At 56.0% G+C, this 20,083-nt stretch carries 17 protein-coding genes; 11 read left to right on the top strand and 6 right to left on the bottom strand.

Features of this window, described 5'->3' with window-relative positions; genetic code table 11:
• Window positions 1-18: 18 nt before the first annotated feature.
• The 6 genes from guaD to LUN51_RS12545 all read left to right on the top strand — a co-directional run bounded on the left by guaD (window position 19) and on the right by LUN51_RS12545 (window position 6,978).
• Window positions 19-1,377 (top strand): guanine deaminase, encoded by a 1,359-nt coding sequence (gene guaD, locus LUN51_RS12520; protein ID WP_277811520.1) that lies wholly within the window; start codon window positions 19-21, stop codon window positions 1,375-1,377.
• 138 nt (window positions 1,378-1,515) lie between these two features.
• A complete protein-coding gene (locus LUN51_RS12525) occupies window positions 1,516-2,898 on the top strand; it encodes a uracil-xanthine permease family protein (protein WP_277811521.1) in 1,383 nt (460 codons plus the stop codon).
• A 29-nt stretch (window positions 2,899-2,927) separates the two neighbouring features.
• On the top strand, window positions 2,928-4,154 hold the full coding sequence (gene hpxO, locus LUN51_RS12530) for an FAD-dependent urate hydroxylase HpxO (protein ID WP_277811522.1): 1,227 nt from the start codon (window positions 2,928-2,930) through the stop codon (window positions 4,152-4,154).
• Between the two features lie 99 nt (window positions 4,155-4,253).
• Window positions 4,254-4,859, top strand: a complete 606-nt coding sequence (locus LUN51_RS12535; RefSeq protein WP_277811523.1) for a hypothetical protein — start codon at window positions 4,254-4,256, stop codon at window positions 4,857-4,859.
• Between the two features lie 56 nt (window positions 4,860-4,915).
• Window positions 4,916-5,581, top strand: coding sequence for a response regulator (locus tag LUN51_RS12540; protein WP_277811524.1), 666 nt, complete (start codon window positions 4,916-4,918; stop codon window positions 5,579-5,581).
• Window positions 5,578-6,978, top strand: a complete 1,401-nt coding sequence (locus LUN51_RS12545; protein ID WP_277811525.1) for a sensor histidine kinase — start codon at window positions 5,578-5,580, stop codon at window positions 6,976-6,978. The genes LUN51_RS12540 and LUN51_RS12545 overlap by 4 nt, the downstream gene beginning before the upstream one ends.
• Before the next feature lie 1,144 nt (window positions 6,979-8,122).
• On the opposite strand, the gene LUN51_RS12550 is transcribed toward LUN51_RS12545, so the two are convergent.
• Together LUN51_RS12550 and LUN51_RS12555 are read right to left on the bottom strand one after the other, a co-directional pair.
• Window positions 8,123-9,775: a phosphoethanolamine transferase gene (locus LUN51_RS12550; protein ID WP_277811526.1), complete on the bottom strand. Its 1,653-nt coding sequence runs from the start codon at window positions 9,773-9,775 to the stop codon at window positions 8,123-8,125.
• 13 nt (window positions 9,776-9,788) lie between these two features.
• Window positions 9,789-10,529: a phosphatase PAP2 family protein gene (locus tag LUN51_RS12555; RefSeq protein ID WP_277811527.1), complete on the bottom strand. Its 741-nt coding sequence runs from the start codon at window positions 10,527-10,529 to the stop codon at window positions 9,789-9,791.
• 159 nt (window positions 10,530-10,688) lie between these two features.
• On the opposite strand from LUN51_RS12555, the gene LUN51_RS12560 reads away from it, so the two are divergent.
• The 3 genes from LUN51_RS12560 to LUN51_RS12570 are packed head-to-tail and all read left to right on the top strand — an operon-like array spanning window position 10,689 to window position 13,441.
• Complete coding sequence (locus tag LUN51_RS12560) at window positions 10,689-11,447, top strand: glycosyltransferase family 2 protein (RefSeq protein WP_277811528.1); 759 nt, start codon at window positions 10,689-10,691, stop codon at window positions 11,445-11,447.
• Window positions 11,440-11,727, top strand: coding sequence for a lipid-A-disaccharide synthase N-terminal domain-containing protein (locus tag LUN51_RS12565; protein ID WP_277811529.1), 288 nt, complete (start codon window positions 11,440-11,442; stop codon window positions 11,725-11,727). The genes LUN51_RS12560 and LUN51_RS12565 overlap by 8 nt, the downstream gene beginning before the upstream one ends.
• 4 nt (window positions 11,728-11,731) lie before the next feature.
• Window positions 11,732-13,441 (top strand): ArnT family glycosyltransferase, encoded by a 1,710-nt coding sequence (locus LUN51_RS12570; RefSeq protein ID WP_277811530.1) that lies wholly within the window; start codon window positions 11,732-11,734, stop codon window positions 13,439-13,441.
• Between the two features lie 123 nt (window positions 13,442-13,564).
• Here LUN51_RS12570 and LUN51_RS12575 read toward each other — a convergent pair whose 3' ends face one another.
• Complete coding sequence (locus LUN51_RS12575) at window positions 13,565-14,977, bottom strand: mannose-1-phosphate guanylyltransferase/mannose-6-phosphate isomerase (RefSeq protein WP_277811531.1); 1,413 nt, start codon at window positions 14,975-14,977, stop codon at window positions 13,565-13,567.
• Between the two features lie 148 nt (window positions 14,978-15,125).
• On the opposite strand from LUN51_RS12575, the gene LUN51_RS12580 reads away from it, so the two are divergent.
• Window positions 15,126-15,830 carry a hypothetical protein gene (locus tag LUN51_RS12580; protein ID WP_277811532.1) on the top strand — a complete coding sequence of 235 codons (705 nt, stop codon included), beginning with the start codon at window positions 15,126-15,128 and terminating at the stop codon, window positions 15,828-15,830.
• A gap of 28 nt (window positions 15,831-15,858) precedes the next feature.
• On the top strand, window positions 15,859-16,935 hold the full coding sequence (locus LUN51_RS12585; RefSeq protein ID WP_277811533.1) for a glycosyltransferase: 1,077 nt from the start codon (window positions 15,859-15,861) through the stop codon (window positions 16,933-16,935).
• Between the two features lie 99 nt (window positions 16,936-17,034).
• Here LUN51_RS12585 and LUN51_RS12590 read toward each other — a convergent pair whose 3' ends face one another.
• From LUN51_RS12590 to LUN51_RS12600, 3 genes are all read right to left on the bottom strand, one after another.
• Window positions 17,035-18,375 (bottom strand): UDP-glucose dehydrogenase family protein, encoded by a 1,341-nt coding sequence (locus tag LUN51_RS12590; RefSeq protein ID WP_277811534.1) that lies wholly within the window; start codon window positions 18,373-18,375, stop codon window positions 17,035-17,037.
• Window positions 18,376-18,437: 62 nt separating this feature from the next.
• On the bottom strand, window positions 18,438-19,439 hold the full coding sequence (locus LUN51_RS12595) for an NAD-dependent epimerase (protein WP_277811535.1): 1,002 nt from the start codon (window positions 19,437-19,439) through the stop codon (window positions 18,438-18,440).
• Window positions 19,440-19,514: 75 nt separating this feature from the next.
• Window positions 19,515-19,976 (bottom strand): hypothetical protein, encoded by a 462-nt coding sequence (locus tag LUN51_RS12600; protein WP_277811536.1) that lies wholly within the window; start codon window positions 19,974-19,976, stop codon window positions 19,515-19,517.
• Between the last annotated feature and the right edge of the window lie 107 nt (window positions 19,977-20,083).

Here is a 20,083-nt window from a genome sequence, read left to right on the forward strand (position 1 = left end):
GTTTACAAGAGCGTTTCCATGACCCACTCCCAACTGCTACGCGGCACCGTGCTGACCTTCGACGCCGATCCCGGCGAGGCGCCTACCCCAGACGCCGATAGCCTACGCTATTGGGAAGACGGCGCCGTGTGGGTGGAAGGTGGCCGCATTCGCGCCGTCGACGACTTTTCGGCCCTCGCCCCGCATGTGCCCGAAGAGGTCGAGATCGTCGACTACCGCGGCAAGTTGATCATGCCCGGCTTCATCGACAGCCATGTGCATTATTCGCAGCTCGACATCATTGCCTCGTTCGGTCGCGAATTGCTCGACTGGCTCAACGACTACACCTTTCCCGCCGAATGCCGCTTCGCCGAACGGGCGCACGCCGAGGAAGTCGCCGAGCGATTCCTTGATGAACTGCTGCGCGGCGGCACAACCACTGCTCAGGTATTCTGCACCTCGCATCCCGGCTCGGTGGACAGCATCTTCTCCGCCGCCCAGCAGCGCCGGCTGCGCTTGCTGGCGGGCAAGGTGCTGATGGACCGCCATGCCCCGGAGACGCTCACCGACACCGCGACCGGCGGCATCCGCGATAGCGAACGGTTGATCGCCGACTGGCACGGCAAGGATCGTCTGGCGTATTCGCTGACGCCGCGTTTCGCACCGACTTCGAGTCGCGAACAACTCGATGCCGTTGGCGGCGTTCTGCGCAACGACGCGAGCCTGTATCTACAAAGCCATCTCTCGGAACACCGGGGCGAACTTGCCTGGGTCGCCGAGCTGTTTCCCGAGTGTCGGGACTATCTCGCCGTCTACGAACGCTACGGCCTGGTCGGCCCGCGCAGCACCTACGCACACGGTATTCATCTCTCCGAGGACGAACGCGCGCGACTTGCCGATGCCGGTGCCAATATCGCCTTCTCGCCGACATCCAATTTGTTTCTGGGCAGCGGGCTTTTCGATCGCCTCGCCACCCGTGACGCCGGTGTCGTCACATCCCTGGCCAGCGATGTAGGCGCCGGCACCGGGCTATGCGGGCTGACAACACTGCAAGGTGCCTATCAGGTCGGCGCCCTGCTTGGCCAGCCGTTGACCGCTTGGCAGGGGTTTTATCGGCTTACGCTTGGCAATGCCAAAGCGCTGCACCTCGATCATCGTATCGGACGAATACAAGCCGGGTACGAAGCCGACATGGTCGTCCTGGATTTGGCCGCCACGCCCCTATTGGCACGCCGTACCCAAGTGGCCGAAACATTCGGCGAGCGCCTCTTCGCGATGATGATACTGGGTGACGACCGCTGCGTGTACGCTACCTGGGCCGACGGCCGCCTCGTGCACCAGCGTGACGCACACGATCACCATGAAGCACCACAGAAGCGCGCGCCCGCATCTTCGTGAGGCGTCGACCCTCGCCAGCCCCCATGCATACGGCGAGCCTGGCGATAACACACACTTGGCACTCCTATTGCTTATGCATTGCAGCGTGATTTTGTATACATAAAGCCCGCCGCACGATCGGGCACAAGGAGCCAAGCCATGTCAGTCGATCAACCCCTCTATCGCCTCGAGGATCGTCCCGGGCCTCTGGCCTCGCTGCTCGCCGCCGTACAACACGTACTCGCCAGTTTCGTGGGCATTATCGCTCCCAGCCTGATCGTGGGTAGCGCCTTGGGGCTCGATCAGTACATGTCATATCTGATCAGCATGGCGCTGTTCGTCTCGGGCGTGGCGACATGGGTGCAGTCCCAGCGTCTCGGGCCGCTCGGATCGGGACTCCTGAGCGTCCAGGGCACGAGCTTCTCGTTCGTGGCCGCGCTGATTGCCGCCGGCGAAACCGCTCGTGCCGGCGGCGCCAGCGACGAAGCCGTCATCGCGACGTTGCTCGGCGTCTGTGCCGTAGGCAGTTTCATCGAGATCGCCCTCGGCGGCATGCTGCATCGTCTCAAGCGCATCATCACGCCCACCGTCACCGGCGTGGTCGTGACCTTGATCGGCCTCTCGCTGGTCAAGGTGGGGGTCACCGACATGGCCGGCGGGTTCGGTGCCGAGGATTTCGGCAGCCTCGCCAACCTCGGGCTGGCGGCACTAGTGATCGTCGTCGTATTGGCTTGCCAGATGTCCCGATACACCTGGCTGCGCATCGGCTCGGTCTTCTTCGGGCTCGTCATCGGCTGTCTCGTGGCCGCGATCACCGGCCAGTTCGAAGGTCGCCCGGAGGCACTCGATTGGTTCGCCCTGCCGCAACCGCTGCGCTTCGGTATCGGCTTCGACTGGACGGCTTTCGTCCCCGTGGCGTTCATCTTTCTGGTTACCGCCATCGAGACCGTGGGCGACCTCACCGGCACGTCGCGCGCCTCGGGCGAGCCCGTCAGCGGCCCGGTATATCAACGCCGGATACGCGGCGGCGTGCTGGCCGATGGCGTCAACTCATTGCTCGCCGCCCTTTTCAACACCTTCCCCAATACCACCTTCAGCCAGAATACCGGCGTGGTGCAGTTGACGGGGGTGGCCAGCCGCCATGTGGGGCGCTACGTCGCGGTCATCCTGCTGCTACTGGGGCTCATCCCTGCACTCGGCACTCTGCTGCAGTTCATTCCACGCCCCGTACTCGGCGCCGCGACGACCTTGATGTTCGGACTGATCGCCGTCTCCGGCATCCGCATCCTCAGCGACCAGGCGATGACCCGCAAGACGATCATGACCATCGCCGTGTCGGTGGGAATGGGGCTCGGCGTCCAGCTCGTTCCCGAAGCCCTCGCCGGGCTGCCCGAGACCGCCGAACGCATCTTCTCTTCACCGATCACCACCGGCGGGTTGACCGCCATCCTGTGCACTCTGTTGCTGCCAAGCAGCACCGAAGATGCCAAGGAGACCGCTGATACGACGGAAAACGCCACGACACCGCATCAATCTACGTAAGACATAACAATCGATTGAAGGAGTTCGCCATGTCTCGCTCAGCACAACACACTTCTCCCTTGCACGTACTCGTCGTCGGCGCGGGGATGGGCGGCCTGAGTGCCGCGCTTGCCTTTCAACGCCAGGGCCACCGGGTCACCGTCGTCGAGCGTGTCCAAGAAATACGCCCGATAGGCGCGGCCATTTCTCTGTGGCCCAACGGGGTCAAGGTCATGCATCGTCTGGGACTCGGCGAGACCATCGAGCGATTAAGCGGCGAGATGACCCGCATGCGCTACCTCACCCACCATGGGCAGACCTTGACCGATTTCAGTCTTGCGCCACTGTTCGAGGATGTCGGGCAACGCGCCTGTCCCATCGCACGCACCGCCTTGCAGCAGAGCCTCTTCGATGCCGTGGGGGCCGAGCACATTCAGTTGGGGCGGCGTTGCCTCGACTATACCCAGGACGACGACGGCATCACGGCACATTTCGAAGATGGCGGTAGCCTCCACGGCGACTTGTTGGTAGTCGCCGACGGCACGCACTCACGGCTGCGCAGCAAACTCACGGGGCACGCCGTGGAACGCCAGTACGTAGGTTACGTCAACTGGAACGTACGCGTACCCGCCGATGATGATCTGGCCCCGCTGCATAATTGGGACCAGTACGTGGGCGACGCCAAGCGAGTTTCCTTGATGCCGATGGGTAGCGGCGGCAATGACCAGGGCGCGCCGGAATTCTACTGTTTCTTCGACGTGCCATTGCCCGCCGGCACGCCCAACGACTCCCAGCGTTACCGTGACGAACTGCGCGAACACTTCGCCGGCTGGGCCGAACCGGTACAAGCGCTGATCGAACGCTTCGATCCCGAGCACATGGCGCGCGTCGAAATTCACGATATTCCACCGCTCGATACGCTCACCGCGCCCCGCGTGGCGCTGCTCGGCGACGCCGCGCACGGCATGGCGCCGGACCTTGGCCAGGGCGGCTGCCAAGCCATGGAAGACGCCTGGGTGCTGGCCGAAGCCGTGCAGTACGCCCTCACTGAACACGCTGACACCTCGACGGCAATTGCCACGGCGATGACACACTACGATGCAGCACGTGTCGAGCGCGTCGGCGAGATCGTCTCACGTGCCCGCAAACGCGCAGCGATGATTCATGGTTTGGAACCGGAGCAAACCCGCGCCTGGTACGACGAACTCGCCCACGAAGAGGGAGACGCCATCCTCGCAGGGCTCAAGAAGACCGTTGTCGGCGGGCCACTGGGGTAAATCATTGGGACTGGCGTCTCCGCGAGCGACGTAAGCATCTCTTAAGCGTTACCGTGCGAGCGTTGCGATTCTTTCATCTCCGCCATCGGCAGGTATCCCATGGATTGGTCGGAACGTCGCATTCTCATCACAGGCGCTGATACACCTTTCGCGGAAACCCTCATCGATTGGTTGCTACCGCGCGGTGCCTTGTTATGGACGTTGGGCGAGAACCAGGCCGCACTCGAGCGACAGGTGCGCGGCATGCCGACGCGCGTCCAGCCCATGGCGGCCACATGTCAGACACAACAAGCATGCTGCCGTGAGACCGTCGCGCGCGGCAGCATCGAGATGCTGATTCATGTGCGATCGACCGACACGAATGACGCTATGAGCGTCGAGGGTGCACTGCATGTCGATATCGGCCTCGTCACGGCAAACGAAAGTCGGTCACGACGCCAATGTGTCTCGCGGGTGCGGGAATCGTCGCGGCCAGACAGGCTCGTACTTAGCGTCGACCCCGCCCCGAAGCGCGCCCGCTATTCGCACCTAGCGCCCGAGGACATTCCTCATGTCCATCACTTGACGGCGCTACACCACGCCGCACGGCGCGTGATACAGGCCATCGAGCGACACAATCATCCTTCCCTTGCAGCTCAATGGCGAGGCCACATTCATTCCTATCAGCGTCGGCGTGCGGCGGCCGATGGTTTCACCCCGCCTTAAGAAACACTTAAGCTTTACCCATCATGCTACGCTGGCGCCAACACTGAGGAGGCCCCATGCGTATACTCTTGGTCGAAGACGATCCCCTTCTGGGCGATGGCATCAAGACCGCGCTCACCCGCGACGCCTATACCGTGGACTGGTTCACTGAAGGGCATCATGCCATCGAGGCGACACACAACGAGTCCTTCAGTGCCATGATTCTCGATCTGGGCCTCCCCGACATGGACGGCATGGTAGTACTCAAACGCCTCCGCGAGGCCTCCTCCTCACTGCCAATACTCATCCTCACCGCACGCGACGCCGTCGAAGAACGCATTCGTGGACTCGATGCCGGCGCTGACGATTATGTACTCAAGCCCTTCAATCTACAGGAATTGCTGGCGCGCCTGCGCGTCATCACGCGGCGCGCCGAGGGCCGCGCGTCACGCACCCTGACACTCGGCGCCTTGAGCATCGACGAAGCCAGTCACAGCGTCAGTTGGCAAGGACAGGCCATCGCGCTGGGGCGCCGCGAATACGCCCTATTGCTCGAACTGGCACGCCACCCCGACAAGGTGCTCTCGCGCCCCCGGCTGGAAAGCCTGCTCTACGGCTGGGGAGAGGAAGTCGCCTCGAATGCAGTGGAGGTCCACGTTCATCATCTGCGCAAGAAGTTCGGTAAGTCGCTCATCATGACCGTCCGTGGTATCGGTTATCGCCTGGATCGTCGCGCAGTATGACGTCCATTCGCTATTACCTACTCCGTACGCTGACGCTAGTACTCGTCGTGTCCGGTGGCGTGGCGGTGCTCGCCTCGTATTTGATCACCGATCACGAGCTGGAAGAAGTGCTCGACACCCAGCTCAGCCTCCACAGCCGCATTGTCGCCGGCCAACTACCGGAGAACGCCAGCGATGTCGCGTTCAAGCGGCTGGCCAACCGGCTCAGTATCCCCGATTATCCGGCACGCCTCTATCACGATGGCCAGCCCGTCGCGCTTGGAGCTGATGACACCACCCCGGCCAAGCTGTATCACGAGGAAGAACGCAAACTCGCGCTGGGTTTATGGAAGCCCGACAAGACACCACGTCTCCTCCAGGGAAAGTGGGTACAAGAGGCGCCTTTTCCCGCCCCCGACGAAGAAGGTTTCCGCTGGGTCGACTACGATGGCCATCGCTGGCGCGTCTTCAGCATGTTCGACGATAGCCATGACCTGTGGATCAGCATGGGCCAACGCAGTAATTTCCAGCGCGAGATCGTGGCGCGTATCACCTGGAACAACCTACTTCCAATGCTGGTCCTATTGCCGCTCATGCTGTGGCTGATGAACCGCATCATCCGCCGTGGCTTGATCCCTATTCGGCGTCTTTCGGACCAGGTACAAGGGCGACATGCCAGTGATCTTCGGCACATCGAACTCGACGTTCCTCGCGAACTCGAGGGACTGCATCACTCGCTGAACGACTTCATCGACCGGCTGGGTGAAACCCTGGAACGCGAACGCCGGTTCACTGCGGACGCCGCGCATGAGCTGCGCACCCCGCTGGCCGCGTTGCGCATCCACCTGGACAACGTCAAGGCCGGGGAAACCGCATCGCTGCAAAAGGCCTATACCGGCGTCGAACGTTTGCAACGTGTCGTCGAACAACTGCTGGTGCTGGCGCGGCTGGATCGCACACCGGACAGCCACACCGCGCCGATCGACCTCTACTCCATCGTCATCGACCTCATGGCCGACCTGTGGCCCCTCGCTCATGAGCGCCAGCAACAACTGACGCTCGAAGGGCTCAAACAGCTGCACGTTCATGCCGATGAAACTGAAGTCGGCATCCTGTTCCGCAATTTGCTCGATAACGCCCTGCGCTATACGCCGGAAGGCGGCCATGTCGAGGTGGAACTGAGCGAAACCTCGGGCGTCGCCCAGTTGTGCGTGCGCGACAGCGGCCCCGGCATCCCCGATGAACTGCTCGAGAAGGTGACCGAGCGTTTCCGTCGCGCCTCCGACCAACGCACCACCGGTAGCGGCCTGGGACTTTCCATCGTCGTCGAACTGGCTCAGCGTCAGCAGGCAACGCTTCACTTGCGCAACCGCCCTGAACACGGCCTGGAAGCCACTATCGTCTGGAGAACACCATGAACTGCAAAAGGCTCGTCAAGGCGAGCCTTTCTCGCCTACGGCATTCCTCTATCATGCCCTTGCCTTGAGCACTCAGATTGCTTACCCAGGATTAATAACAGAAAGTCAGACACACGCCCCTAGCTTGTTACATGTCTCTTTGCCCTCAGCAGTGTTTTTCTTTTCACCGGTATCACTTAAGAAAAGCGTCAGAATATCTTCCTAACATGTAGCCTCCAATAGCTGCTTTTCAAGCAATAGACCGACCCTATTGGGTTTTGTCTTCATGCCAAGAATGGAGAAGCCTGATGACGCACAAAGAAAAACATCCGCAAAAGTTAAAGATCTGGGACCCAATAGTAAGGATACTACACTGGACATTGGTTCTAGCATTCATGACAGCCTGGCTGAGCTCTGGCCAATGGCAGACACTACATGAATGGGCAGGGTATACAGTAGGCGTAGTAGTAATATTACGAATCATATGGGAATCATAGGGACTCGACACGCACGGTTCATCAACTTCACTTACTCACCAAAAGAAATACTTCAACATTTACGAAACATGCGACATGGGCATGAACGACATTATGACGGCCACAATCCCGCCGGCAGCGCCATGGTCTTTTTACTATTAGGAGGACTTGGACTGCAAGCAATATTGGCTGGCTTCTAACAACGCACACCTTTCATGAAAACGCACTGATAGAACTGTACACCCAATATTAGGAAGCGCCCTTCTTATTGCAGCAATACTACATGTTATTGGTGTGATAATTTCAAGCAAGTTAACAAAACAAAAATCTTTCCAAGGCGATGCTTACTGGTCAAAAAACAAAAAAACGCCAAGAATAATTGAAATAGCCGCCTCAAGGCGGCTATTTCAACTCACGCCCCTCCGCCGACCTTCGCAAGAACATACCTGACGATCTTATAAAAGCCAAGCACCAGTGCAAAAGGCACAACAAGCGTCCCAAGCAAAATGCATAAAGTAAAATACAGGCCTCGAAAAAGAAACATCTAAAGAGAGCCTCACCAGCTATGCTACGGACGGCCCTGGCTAAGTTTCTTATAATCCGAAAAGGCCTTGCTAACACGTCATACTGAAACCTATAAACCATCATACACTCCCCAGCTCGGTGCCGCTGCATGCAAGCCTATAAAGTCATGTGCGACACGTTGTCGTTATGTCTTGCTCGGGCTTATATACCGATGTCGTTACTTGCATCAATCCCAAAATGCTTGAAAACAAATTGGCATGACTATACTCACCCTCTACACTTTTTTCTAAACAACCAACATTTAGCCCCGTGGAACTAAGAAACTGCTTACTCAACCACCACGTCATGGGCACATGCGTTTGTTCTTTCGGTGCAATCGAATAAGGCAATCCATGTAAATAAACACCATTTTCACCTAACGACTCACCATGATCGGCCACATACAACATGGCAACCGAATATTGAGACTGAGACTTTAAGGCGGCAATCAGACTATCTAAGACACTATCGGTGTAAAGAACGCCATTGTCATATGCATTTACTATCTCATTTTTTTGGCACTTGTTTAAATCAGCAGTTTCACATACCGGGGCAAATCTGCCAAAAGGCTCAGGATAACGCTGGTAATAACTAGGGCCATGATTGCCTAATTGGTGCAACACAACGACCTTATCATCGTTAGAATACGAATTTTTCTTCAGCTCATCTTTTAAACGCTCTACAAGAGCCTCATCATAGCAGCGGCCCGATGCACAAAGATCAGGAAAACTCTGCAGAGACAATGTTTCGTTTTTAACGCCTTCACATACTCCTTTACATCCCGATTGATTATCAAACCATTCGACATCAATACCGGCATGCTTTAACACATCAAGAAGTGACTCATGACTTTTAATATAGCGCTCGGCATAGTCATCGTGACCAAGCGGAGAGAACATGCAAGGCAAAGAAACTGCCGTACTTGTGCCACAAGATGTCACATGAGGAAAATTGATCACGTTGCGATCATTCAACTTCGGTGTCGTCTGCCTCTCATAGCCATTGAGCCCCCAATTGGCAGCCCGCATCGTCTCACCGACCACAATGACGAGCAGCTTAGGCTTGCTATTACCATTCGATGCCGCGGCTGCCAGTTTCGCATCGCTCTCAAGCGGAATTTTCTTATCAGGCAGAGGAGCTTGTGCAGGAGCTAAAGCTTGAACAGCAGAGACTATCGCGTTACCCGGAGTGACCAAGAAACGCAGCTCATGATGCGTCCTCATCAAAGCCGACACGCTTTGAAATGTCAGTAAAATGAAGCCGCTCAATACCAGGGTGCTTGCTAGCACCACCACTGCGCGTCTCAAAACAGACCTCAAAAGGCTCTCTCTTTTTATACGCACCCAGATAACAAACAGTGAAGGAATAGCGGCATAAACAATCATGTATCCAAGGAACCCCCAAGTAAACAGCTCACCAGCTTCGTTGGTATCCGTCTGCAGAACGTTGTTCACCATATCGGTATTGAAGTATACGCCATAACGGCTTGTATAAAAGTTAACGGCCGCTGCCAAGCATATTATGGCAACAAGAAAAGGTTTCGCCAGCCAACGATTCACTAAAAAGACAAATACAAAAAACTGCAGAAAAGTAAGAACAACCCCATACTCGAGCAAAAGCAACCAGTCCATTATTCCTGCTGGAGAGATATAATCAAAAACCTCACCCCAAAAAGTCGTATTATAAAACAATGTAACACCAAGGCTCACCAAAAAGGTCAGGAAGTCCGTCGTCAAAACCGGACGCAGGAAGCTCAGCCTTGAAAATAAATTATACATAAACGACCTCACCTCAAGAATTAACAAGATCACCAACAGCGACTTTTCGATTTTTAATTAAACCAAAAAACAGATACGCCAATATTCGGGAAACACTAAAACTAATCATCAATGTCCACAAATCATGCGACAAAAAATGAGCCCCACGAACTTGCTGATCAATACCAAAAAGAAGGCCCATAGACATAGCACCCCCTGCACCTAAACGTCTCCACTTAGAAGAGACAAAGAGGTAGTCGAAAAAGAAGTACAAGGCAATCCAGGCATAACCCGCACTAGCATGCCCGGCAGGAAAGCATGCAATATCTGGAAACTTAGAAGGCCACTCTTGGAAAAAACCAACGTAAGGAATATTCCCTCCGTAGCGTACTAAATCCCAAGGACATGCCACATTAATGCTGTTCTTTATAGAAGAAACTATTAATGCGGAAAGTGCCACTGATACAAAGAGATACACCAAAGGACGACGCAGACTTTTCATTGCCCCTACAAAGAAGCTTGTAACAATTGACACCAAAACCACCACACCTAAAGATATACTAAAGCGTCTCCCTATATCATGCAGAACATACTTAGTCAGCCAGAAATCCGATAACGCCCAATCACCTCCCTCCATCGTGTAAACGGTATCAGCAATCCTGAAATCTAATCCAAAATAAGCTATTCCAATAATTAACAGGATGAATAAAACCCACATCTTCAACAAGGGCACCCAAGGTGATTCACTGTATTTTAAAAAAGTTCTGGGGAGCATGTGCACATCAACTTTATATATAACAAGGATACTTCATGATGTCACCCCACTTCTTAACTCATGCTTACGCGCAACAAATAAATTCATCAAAAGACTTAAGAATACCTTAAGAAAAAATATTTATAATCAAGACAAAGCCACTACTTTATATATGCAATCATGCGACCAAAAACACTATCAGTCATCATTCCTGCAAAAGATGAAGTTGAAAACTTACCAACGTTGCTTGATGAAATTGATCAGGCACTTGTTTCAATTGAACACGAAATCATCGTTATCGATGATGGCTCTATAGATGACACCCAAAATTGGCTTGCAAATGAAGCCAGGAAAAATCCACGGCTACGCGCATACCGCCACCACAAAAGCTCCGGACAAAGCACGTCTATCTGGCAAGCGGCAAGGCTAGCGGAAGGGGATTGGTTGGCGACTATCGATGCCGATGGACAAAACGACCCGGCAGACATACCTATCCTTTATCAATATGCGAGCACTAACACAGTCACGATAATTGCTGGGCACCGCAATAAAAGACGTGATATTTGGCATAAGAGGTTTTCTTCAAAAATCGCCAACCGTATCAGGAGCAAACTACTGAATGATTCAACACCCGACACCGGGTGTGGCCTTAAATTAATAAACAAAAATGCGTTTCTTAAACTGCCATACTTTAACCATATGCACCGCTTTATACCTGCGCTTATTCAAGCGCAGGGAGGGACCTGTATTTCTATGAATGTAAACCACCGAGAACGTCAAAACGGACACTCACACTATGGTTTACATGACAGACTTTGGGTAGGAATTATAGATATTCTAGGTGTCATGTGGTTGCGCCGCCGATCACGACTACCGGCAAATTTAATGTCGCTGGTAGATTCATACCCTACTGACAACGACTCCGATAAACATGTTTAAACCCGATTTAACCTGGATGATTGTTGGCTTTCTTGGCCAAGGTTTTTTTTCGGCCCGTTTCTTGGTCCAATGGATTGTGAGCGAAAAGGCGCGACGCAGTATCGTACCCAACGCTTTTTGGATATTAAGCCTGGGCGGAGGCGCCACACTTTTTGCTTATGCAATTTATCGCCAAGACCCTGTATTTATCGTTGGACAGGGAGCAGGGCTTTTTATATACATGCGTAATATGATTTTAATTCGTAATGAAATACATCGGAAATCAACGAAAAGTGATTAGCTATATGCGTTTTTCGCCCTTGCCAATAACGGTGGCTCGCCATAATCGGTTTTTTTGGTACCTTTTCCTTCTGGGCAGTTTTGTACTTTTAGCGATTGGGCTGGGGCTACGTGATCCATGGCCAGCGGATGAACCACGCTTTGCACTCAACGCACTCGAAATGCTTAAAACGGGTCAGTTTTGGTTTCCTCATCGCGCCGGTGAAATTTATCCCGACAAACCCCCTATTTTCATGTGGGCAATGGCAATAGGTATTGCTCTAACTGGCTCAGTACGTTGGGGGTTCATGCTTCCCTCTCTACTTGCCGCTTTCGGAACTCTTTTTTTAGTAGCAGATTTAACAAAAAGACTCTACGGTATACGCATCGCACTATTAGCCGGCGTTGCCCTGTTGAGCACTTTCCAATTTGCTCTTCAAGCTCGGACGGCACAAATAGACATGTCTCTCACTTTTTTTACTACGTTAGGGGCTTACGGGTTTCTACGCTATTCATTAATTGACGCCAAGAATATCTGGTGGTATGTCAGTTGGATCGCAATGGGCATCGGTATATTGACCAAGGGGGTAGGCTTTCTGCCCTTGGCGTTAATACCCGGCTGGATATTATTCTATAAACAAGGAGTAGTGCATCACCCTGCATGGAAACAGTATATAAAGGGTTTTTCATTACTTATCTTGACGGTTAGCTTGTGGGTCGTGCCCATGGTCTTGATCGCCACATTTGGAGACGATTCAAGTCTCACAGCTTATCGGGATAATATCCTTTTCAAACAGACGGGCGAAAGATATGCCAATTCATGGCATCACTTGAACCCTTGGTATTACTATCTAGCCAGTGTCATTCCTTGGGCATGGCTACCTCTAATACTGGCCTTCCCATGGCTTATTAAACACTGGCAGCGTCGATTGAGAAGACGCGATGCCAAGATTTGGATGCCTTTGAGCGCAATATTGCTGATCCTTCTGTTTTTTTCGTTGTCGCCAGGCAAACGAGGCGTTTATATATTGCCTACAATCCCATTGTTAATATGGGCGGTCGCGCCGTCCATACCCGGCCTATTGCAACAAAAGGGTCTCAATTATTTGGCAACATTTACTATCATCGCCATTTCAGGCACTTTACTAACTGCAGGAGTCTTAGGTAGTTATGGAGTCAGTAGCCTAAACGAATTATCGCAGCACTATGGAGTAGTGCCTTGGAATTGGTGGATGACGATTGGTGCGCTGTCTATCCCCCTCATCCTCTGGTTAAAACCGCACCGTGGAATGTTGATATTTGTAATATGGATGCTGGCCTTCTGGGTTTCATGGTCTACATGGGGCTATGTACTAATGAATACAGCCAGGTCGCCTCACGATATGATGCAAAACGTTCAGCGCATCACAGAAAAAGGCGCTTCATTGGCGCTCCCGGATTTCGATGAAGAATTTGTTCTGCAGGCACAACAACCTGTCGTGCAATTCGGCTTTAAAACCCCGCTAGAAGAACAATTACAACGTGCTTACGCATGGGTCAAACAGTCTCCCGATGAGCGCTGGATATTAATACGAGCAGATCAGGCAAAAGGAGAAACCTGTATCGATCAATCCGAAAAGCATGATCTGGGTATTCAGAACAGTGATCATTGGTGGCTTCTTCCCGGCAGCGCTTTTTCTCAGTGCCCAGGAAACGAAAAATCTGCGCCGCATTACGAAGCTCCCACGACAAAATAGTCATTCCCACCCTAAAACCCCGTCAAAGAGAGGCTTTAAGCCTCTCTTGATATCGCTTATTTTTATACATCTAAGCCTTTCTCCCAAGACCCATATGGAAACTGGGAGATTTTTCTTTATTCATCAGTCGCGCTGGTAGTCGTCATCAAAGCGCACGATATCGTCCTCGCCGAGATACGCGCCGCTTTGCACTTCGATGAGTTCCAGTTCGATGCGACCGGGATTTTCCAGACGATGTGCGATACCTAGTGGGATATATGCGGACTGGTTTTCACCCAACAGGAAAACCTCGTCACCCCGGGTAACACGCGCCGTTCCCGAGACCACGATCCAGTGCTCGGCGCGATGATGATGGCGTTGCAGCGACAGGCGGGCGCCAGGATGTACGCGAATATGCTTGACCTGAAAGCGTGCGCCCTGCTCGACGCATTCGTAGCTGCCCCAGGGGCGATAGGCACGCCGATGAGCGATGCCTTCCTGACGCCCGAGCGATTGCAGACGCGCGACCAGGGTTTTGACTTCCTGGACGCGGTGGCGATCCGCTACCAGTACGGCGTCAGCGGTTTCGACGACAACCAAATCCGAGATCCCGAGCGTTGCGACCAGGCGCGACTGCGACTGCACCCAGGCGTCTCGCGTGTCTTCCGCGATGACGTCGCCGCGCAGCAGGTTGCCGTCATCGTCTTTCGACGCGACGTCCCATAGTGCCTGGTAGGAACCGACATCCGACCATCCCGCCGCCAGGGGGATGACGACACCGGCCCGGGTATGCTCCATGACGGCGTAGTCGATGGATTCGGCGGCGCATGCGGCGAATGCGCCCGCCTCGGGACGTAGAAAATCGAGATCTGTGCCGCGCCCGGCCCATGCCTTCTCCACCGAGGCATGCATGGACGGGCGCCAATGTCTCAGCTCTTCGAGGTAACGATCACCGCGCAACAAGAACATTCCGCTGTTCCAGAGATGATGGCCGTCATCGGCAAATTCACGCGCGCGGGCGGCATCCGGTTTTTCCACGAAACGTACGAGCGGCTGCAAGCCCGCCGTGACATCGGCGACCTCCAGATAACCATAGCCGGTTTCCGCTCGCGTCGGCACGATGCCAAACGTCACCAAGTCACCTCGCCCTGCCGCCGGCAGCGCCGTCTTCACTACTTCGTGGAACGCCGCCACCTCGTCGAGGTGGTGGTCGGAAGGCAATACCAACAGAGGCGCGTCACGGTTCGCGCTGTCTTCACGTGCCTGCTGGCAAAGCGCCGCCATGGCGATAGCCGGTGCGGTGTCGCGCCCCTCGGGTTCGAGCACGATATCCGCCTCACAGTCGATTTCACGCAACTGCTCGGCGACCAAAAAACGGTGCGCATCCGCGCATACGACGATGGGACGTGCCACACCGATGCCCTCCAGGCGCAAAAGCGTCGCTTGCAGCAGGCTCCGCTCGCCAAGCAGCGCCAGGAATTGCTTGGGCGTATCGCGACGCGACAGCGGCCACAGGCGCGTTCCATTACCGCCAGCGAGAATCACGGGCGTCAGCATGGCATCTTCCTCATCCGGGGATATCTCTGAGCGTACGGTAACCAGCCGCCACGGCAGGCGCCAGTCCTGTCATGACATCGCCTTGACAACCTTCCCCCGCTTCCCGAGGATTAGCGCCTTGTTTCCCGAACGAGGCGGATCGCCACTCATGCCGTTGTATCGTGTCTCGCTCAATGGCGTTGCGCGCTGGTATTACATGCGCACACGCTTTGCGTTCACCTCCCGCCTCACGTTGTCGCAACCCGGCACGACACGACAAATGGAAGCGGTGGGCAGCAGTCGCTTCTTCCTCGATGCGGCGTCGAATACGCTATTCAAACTGGTGGCCGACAAGTACACGGTACGGCGCCACCCCATCAAGTGGTGGATTCGCGACATCCTGGAAAAACGCCTGCTGGGCGGTTTCGATGCCCTCAAGGAATGGCGAGCCAATGCTTGCATCCGCCGGGCCGGACTGCGCGCCATCGAGTGCCGTGGTGTTGGCGTGGCCTTAAACCCCTTCAACCCGCTGGGGTCACTGTTGGCCATGGAACACCTCGGCCGAGGCGAGTCCGGTGCGGATTACTTTCGCCGCCAGGAAGAAGAAGCACGCTTGGCGTTTCTGCAACGCGTCTGTGACGACGCCGTGGCCCTGATTCGTCACGGCTACTATCATCGCGATTTTCATTATGGCAACTTGCTGCTCGATGACGCTGGCGAGATCGTCTGGATCGACACCCACGTCAAACGTCTGCCTCAAGATGCCCGCCAACGCCGCCAGACCATTGTGGCCATGCTTAGCCCCACGAAATTGCAAGGCGAGCGCTACCGAGCATTTGCCGAAGCGTATTTGATTCGCCAACTCGCGCTATAGGGATTAGCCCCCACCAGGGAAGACATTCATGCCAACGCCCAAACGCTTTGCCTTCGTCATTGCCGATCTATACGGCGGCGGCGCAGAAAAATCGCTGCTTTATACGGCCGACGGTCTTCGCCAGCGCGGCCACGTCGTCAAGGTCTTCATCCTGCGCGACAAGATCGAGCACCGCCTGCCGGAAGGATTAGAGATCGAGAATCTCGGGGTCATCAACCGTTTCAGCAAGATGTTGTCAACGCCGCTGGTGGAAAAATGGCAGGCCGCGCGTATCGCATACGCATTGAGCGCTTTCGGTCCGGATGTCGTGCTGTCATGTTCTTGCGACAAGATCACTCGACATCTGACATTCCCCAACCTGTGGTTCTGGATCAAGAGCGATATCTCGGCGAAATTCAGCGATCCCGGTAAGCGCGCCAAGGCATTCGCCAAGGTGCATCGCTTCTATAGTGGACGCAACGTCGTCGCTGTCTCACAGGGCGTCAAGGATAACTTGCTCAACGTCATCGGCCTCCAACCCGCCGAGATTCGCGCCATCTACAATCCTTACGAGCGAGAGCCCTTCCTGCGCATGGCCGAGGAATCGGCGCCAGTGCCGGACGGCGAATACCTGATCAATGTCGGCACGTTTGAAGCCCGCAAGCGCCATGACCGCTTGCTGCGCGCCTACAAGGCCAGCGGCGTGACGACCCCGCTGGTCCTGCTGGGCAAGGGCAAGGGCGACGAAGAAGCTAAGCTCCGCGCGATGATCGAGGATATGGGACTCACCGAGCGCGTCATCCTGCCCGGCTACCAGACCAACCCCTATCCGTTCATTCGCAACGCCAAGGCCTTGATTCTGACCTCGGACGCCGAAGGGTTGCCACGCGCGCTGATCGAATCGCTGCTACTGGGAACGCCCGTGGTCAGCGTCGATTGTCCCTCCGGTCCGCGTGAAATACTCGCCGGCGAGCTTGCCGACTTCCTCGTCCCCCGCGAGGACGAAGCGGCCCTGGCCGATGCCATCGCCCGCATGGACGCCGCCCCCGTCACCGTCACCGAGGCGCACTACCGCCCGTTTCTGAAGGAGACCGTACTGCCACAGTTCGAAGCCTTGGCGGAGTAATCGAGCGCGCCATCTCGATTGACGGGCACTCCAACGCAAAACGGCGCCCTCGGGCGCCGTTTACATATCCAACTGACTCGTATATTCCACTGAGCCAGCTCACGCCGACTGGAGTGAATCTCCCCGGCCCACGGCGAAGTAAAGCAAGCCCGCGCGCTTGACCGCCTGCGGGTCGAACAGATTACGCCCATCGATCACCACCGGCATGCGCAGCGTCTCTTTGAGCCAGCCGAAATCGATGCTACGAAATGTCTTCCACTCGGTGCAGATCACCAAGGCGTCGGCTCCTTCTACGGCTTGTTCGCGATTCTCGACAAGGGCAAGGTCGTCGCGCTGGCCGTATATTCGGCGGCATTCGTTCATGGCTTCCGGATCGAAAGCTTGTACGCGTGCCCCCGCAGCCCATAACGCCTCCATCAAGGCACGACTGGGTGCTTCGCGCATATCGTCGGTATTAGGCTTGAAGGCCAGTCCCCAGAGAGCGATGGTCTTGCCAGCCAGATCGCCGTCGAACGCTTGCGAGAGCTTGGCAAACAAGGTGGCTTTCTGGCGCTGGTTAACGCCTTCCACGGCCTCGAGCAGTTCGGCGCGATATCCGATCTCTCCGGCGGTGCGCGCCAGTGCCTGCACGTCCTTGGGAAAGCACGATCCGCCATAACCGCACCCCGGATAGATGAAGTGATACCCAATGCGCGGGTCGCTGCCGATGCCGCGACGGATCTGTTCGATATCGGCGCCCAGGCGTTCGGCGAGATTGGCGATCTCGTTCATGAAGCTGATCTTGGTGGCCAGCATGGCATTGGCCGCGTACTTGGTCAGCTCGGCGCTACGGATATCCATGAACATCAACTTTTCATGGTGGCGGTTATAAGGACCGTAGCACTCGCGCATGATATCGCGTACACGTTCGGCATCGGTGCCGACGATGATCCGCGCACCATGGGTGAAGTCCTCGATGGCAGCGCCTTCCTTGAGGAATTCCGGGTTAGAGCAGACATCGACGGTGAGCGCAGCGCCCCGCGCGTCGAGCTCGCCCTGAACAGCACCGCGCACCTTGTCCGCCGTCCCCACTGGCACGGTCGACTTATCGACGACGACCTTGTCGTCGCGCATGTATTGGCCGATGCTGCGCGCCACGGTCAGCACATATTGCAGATCGGCACTACCGTCTTCGTCGGGTGGCGTACCCACGGCGATGAACTGCAGCGGTGCGAAATCGACGGCGAACGCCACATCGGTGGTGAAACGCAGGCGTCCTTCCTCGACATTGCGACGCACCATTGCTTCCAGCCCCGGCTCGTAGATGGGGATCTCGCCGCGTTCGAGGCGCGCGATCTTGTCGGCATCGACGTCCATGCACATGACCTCGTGCCCCACGTCCGCCAGGCAGGTTCCCGTGACCAGGCCCACGTATCCCGTGCCGAAGATACTGATCTTCATCGTGTGTCGTCCTTTGCGTGTCATGTCATCAAAAAAGCGTGGGCGTCAAGCCCGAGTGGGCATCAAACGTGATAGAACGCGCGATACCAGTCGACGAAGCGTGCCACGCCTTCCTCGACGCCGACCGTCGGGCGGTAATCGACCGCGTCGAAAAGGGCCTCGGTATCCGCCCAGGTACGCGGCACGTCACCCGGCTGCATGGGTTGATAATCGCATTGCGCGATGCGCCCAGTCACCCGCTCCAGGGCGCGCACGAAATCCATCAATGCCACGGGGCTCCCATGGCCAATATTATAGAGTGCGAACGGCGCGGTACTTTGATCCGGCGCCGTCGCTTGCCGTTCGGTATCGGCCTGGGGAATTACGTTCTGAATGCGGATCACGCCCTCGACGATATCGTCGATATAGGTGAAATCCCGCGATAGATCGCCGTGGTTGAAGATCGGCAGCGGTTCGCCGGCAAGAATCGCCCGAGTAAACTTGAACATCGCCATGTCCGGGCGTCCCCACGGACCATAAACGGTGAAGAAGCGAAGCCCCGTGGAAGGAATGCCGTACAAGTGGGCGTAGCTGTGCGTCATCAGCTCATTGGACTTCTTGGTCGCGGCGTAGAGGCTGATGGGGTGATCCACGGCGTCGGCGGTCGAGAACGGCACATGCGCATTCTGTCCGTATACCGAGCTCGACGAGGCATAGATCAGATGCGGCACTTGCTGATGGCGGCAGCCTTCCAGCACGTTGAGGTGGCCGACGAGATTGGCCTGCGCGTAGACATGCGGGTTGTCCAGCGAGTAGCGCACGCCGGCCTGCGCGGCGAGATGAATCACTCGCTCGAAGCGCTCACCGGCGAAGAGCGCTTGCATGGCCGCCTGATCGGCAAGATCGATGCACTCGAAGCGCACATTGGGATACGCGGCCAGATCGTCGAGGCGCGCCTGCTTGAGCGCCACGTCGTAGTAATCGTTTAGATTGTCGATGCCGACGATGGTGTGGCCATCGGCCGCCAGGCGCTTGGCCACGGCATGACCGATGAACCCGGCCATGCCCGTAATCAGAATATTCATGGGGTTACCGGTCTCTCCTGTGATGGCGCGCACTATAGCATGGCGCTTGGGGCGCGCCGATCCATGCATCGCGCTTCATTGACGAGGCGCAAGCCAGGCGACGATACCCACGAACAAGAGCATCAAGGCAAGCAATGAAATACCGTCGAGCACGTTTTCCAGCGACGGCAAGCGCGGATCGTTCGCAGCCACCTGATGCGCATTGTGCATGCCCTGCAACGCCAACTGCCCCACAGCCGCGATCAACGTCAGCATCATCCCCAACGGCAGGCTGGCGCGCAGCCATGTCGGCAAGCGCAGGAACGACAGTCGAGGCCGAGAGGGAGACTGTTTCTGCGTCTTGGCGCTCGCCTGAGAGGAACCTTTGCGTGAGGCGGCATTGGAACGCTTGGACGCAGCATTCTTGTCACGTGACTTCCCGCGTGGCTTAGAAGACGAGGCACGCCGCCCCATCCAGCGATAAACCAGCATGGTGAAAGCAGCCGTCAACGCCACCGCAGAAATCAGGATGGAAAGAAATAAAGAAAGCGAGGCCATGGCATCCCGTTATCTTTCGAAGAGGAATAACGACAAGGATACCAGCGATGGCCTCGCGGTTCAGGCACCGCGTGGGCCGATGCCTGCGTCTCAACGCATCGAATCAG

Source organism: Chromohalobacter canadensis, from assembly GCF_029544075.1.
Lineage (GTDB): Bacteria > Pseudomonadota > Gammaproteobacteria > Pseudomonadales > Halomonadaceae > Chromohalobacter > Chromohalobacter canadensis_A.

What these genes read in the sequence shown, in the direction of transcription:
- guaD (WP_277811520.1), top strand. Translation starts at nt 19, where the DNA reads ATGACCCACTCCCAACTGCTACGCGGCACCGTGCTGACCTTCGACGCC.
- LUN51_RS12525 (WP_277811521.1), top strand. Translation starts at nt 1,516, where the DNA reads ATGTCAGTCGATCAACCCCTCTATCGCCTCGAGGATCGTCCCGGGCCT.
- hpxO (WP_277811522.1), top strand. Translation starts at nt 2,928, where the DNA reads ATGTCTCGCTCAGCACAACACACTTCTCCCTTGCACGTACTCGTCGTC.
- LUN51_RS12535 (WP_277811523.1), top strand. Translation starts at nt 4,254, where the DNA reads ATGGATTGGTCGGAACGTCGCATTCTCATCACAGGCGCTGATACACCT.
- LUN51_RS12540 (WP_277811524.1), top strand. Translation starts at nt 4,916, where the DNA reads ATGCGTATACTCTTGGTCGAAGACGATCCCCTTCTGGGCGATGGCATC.
- LUN51_RS12545 (WP_277811525.1), top strand. Translation starts at nt 5,578, where the DNA reads ATGACGTCCATTCGCTATTACCTACTCCGTACGCTGACGCTAGTACTC.
- LUN51_RS12550 (WP_277811526.1), bottom strand. Translation starts at nt 9,775, where the DNA reads ATGTATAATTTATTTTCAAGGCTGAGCTTCCTGCGTCCGGTTTTGACG.
- LUN51_RS12555 (WP_277811527.1), bottom strand. Translation starts at nt 10,529, where the DNA reads ATGCTCCCCAGAACTTTTTTAAAATACAGTGAATCACCTTGGGTGCCC.
- LUN51_RS12560 (WP_277811528.1), top strand. Translation starts at nt 10,689, where the DNA reads ATGCGACCAAAAACACTATCAGTCATCATTCCTGCAAAAGATGAAGTT.
- LUN51_RS12565 (WP_277811529.1), top strand. Translation starts at nt 11,440, where the DNA reads ATGTTTAAACCCGATTTAACCTGGATGATTGTTGGCTTTCTTGGCCAA.
- LUN51_RS12570 (WP_277811530.1), top strand. Translation starts at nt 11,732, where the DNA reads ATGCGTTTTTCGCCCTTGCCAATAACGGTGGCTCGCCATAATCGGTTT.
- LUN51_RS12575 (WP_277811531.1), bottom strand. Translation starts at nt 14,977, where the DNA reads ATGCTGACGCCCGTGATTCTCGCTGGCGGTAATGGAACGCGCCTGTGG.
- LUN51_RS12580 (WP_277811532.1), top strand. Translation starts at nt 15,126, where the DNA reads ATGCCGTTGTATCGTGTCTCGCTCAATGGCGTTGCGCGCTGGTATTAC.
- LUN51_RS12585 (WP_277811533.1), top strand. Translation starts at nt 15,859, where the DNA reads ATGCCAACGCCCAAACGCTTTGCCTTCGTCATTGCCGATCTATACGGC.
- LUN51_RS12590 (WP_277811534.1), bottom strand. Translation starts at nt 18,375, where the DNA reads ATGAAGATCAGTATCTTCGGCACGGGATACGTGGGCCTGGTCACGGGA.
- LUN51_RS12595 (WP_277811535.1), bottom strand. Translation starts at nt 19,439, where the DNA reads ATGAATATTCTGATTACGGGCATGGCCGGGTTCATCGGTCATGCCGTG.
- LUN51_RS12600 (WP_277811536.1), bottom strand. Translation starts at nt 19,976, where the DNA reads ATGGCCTCGCTTTCTTTATTTCTTTCCATCCTGATTTCTGCGGTGGCG.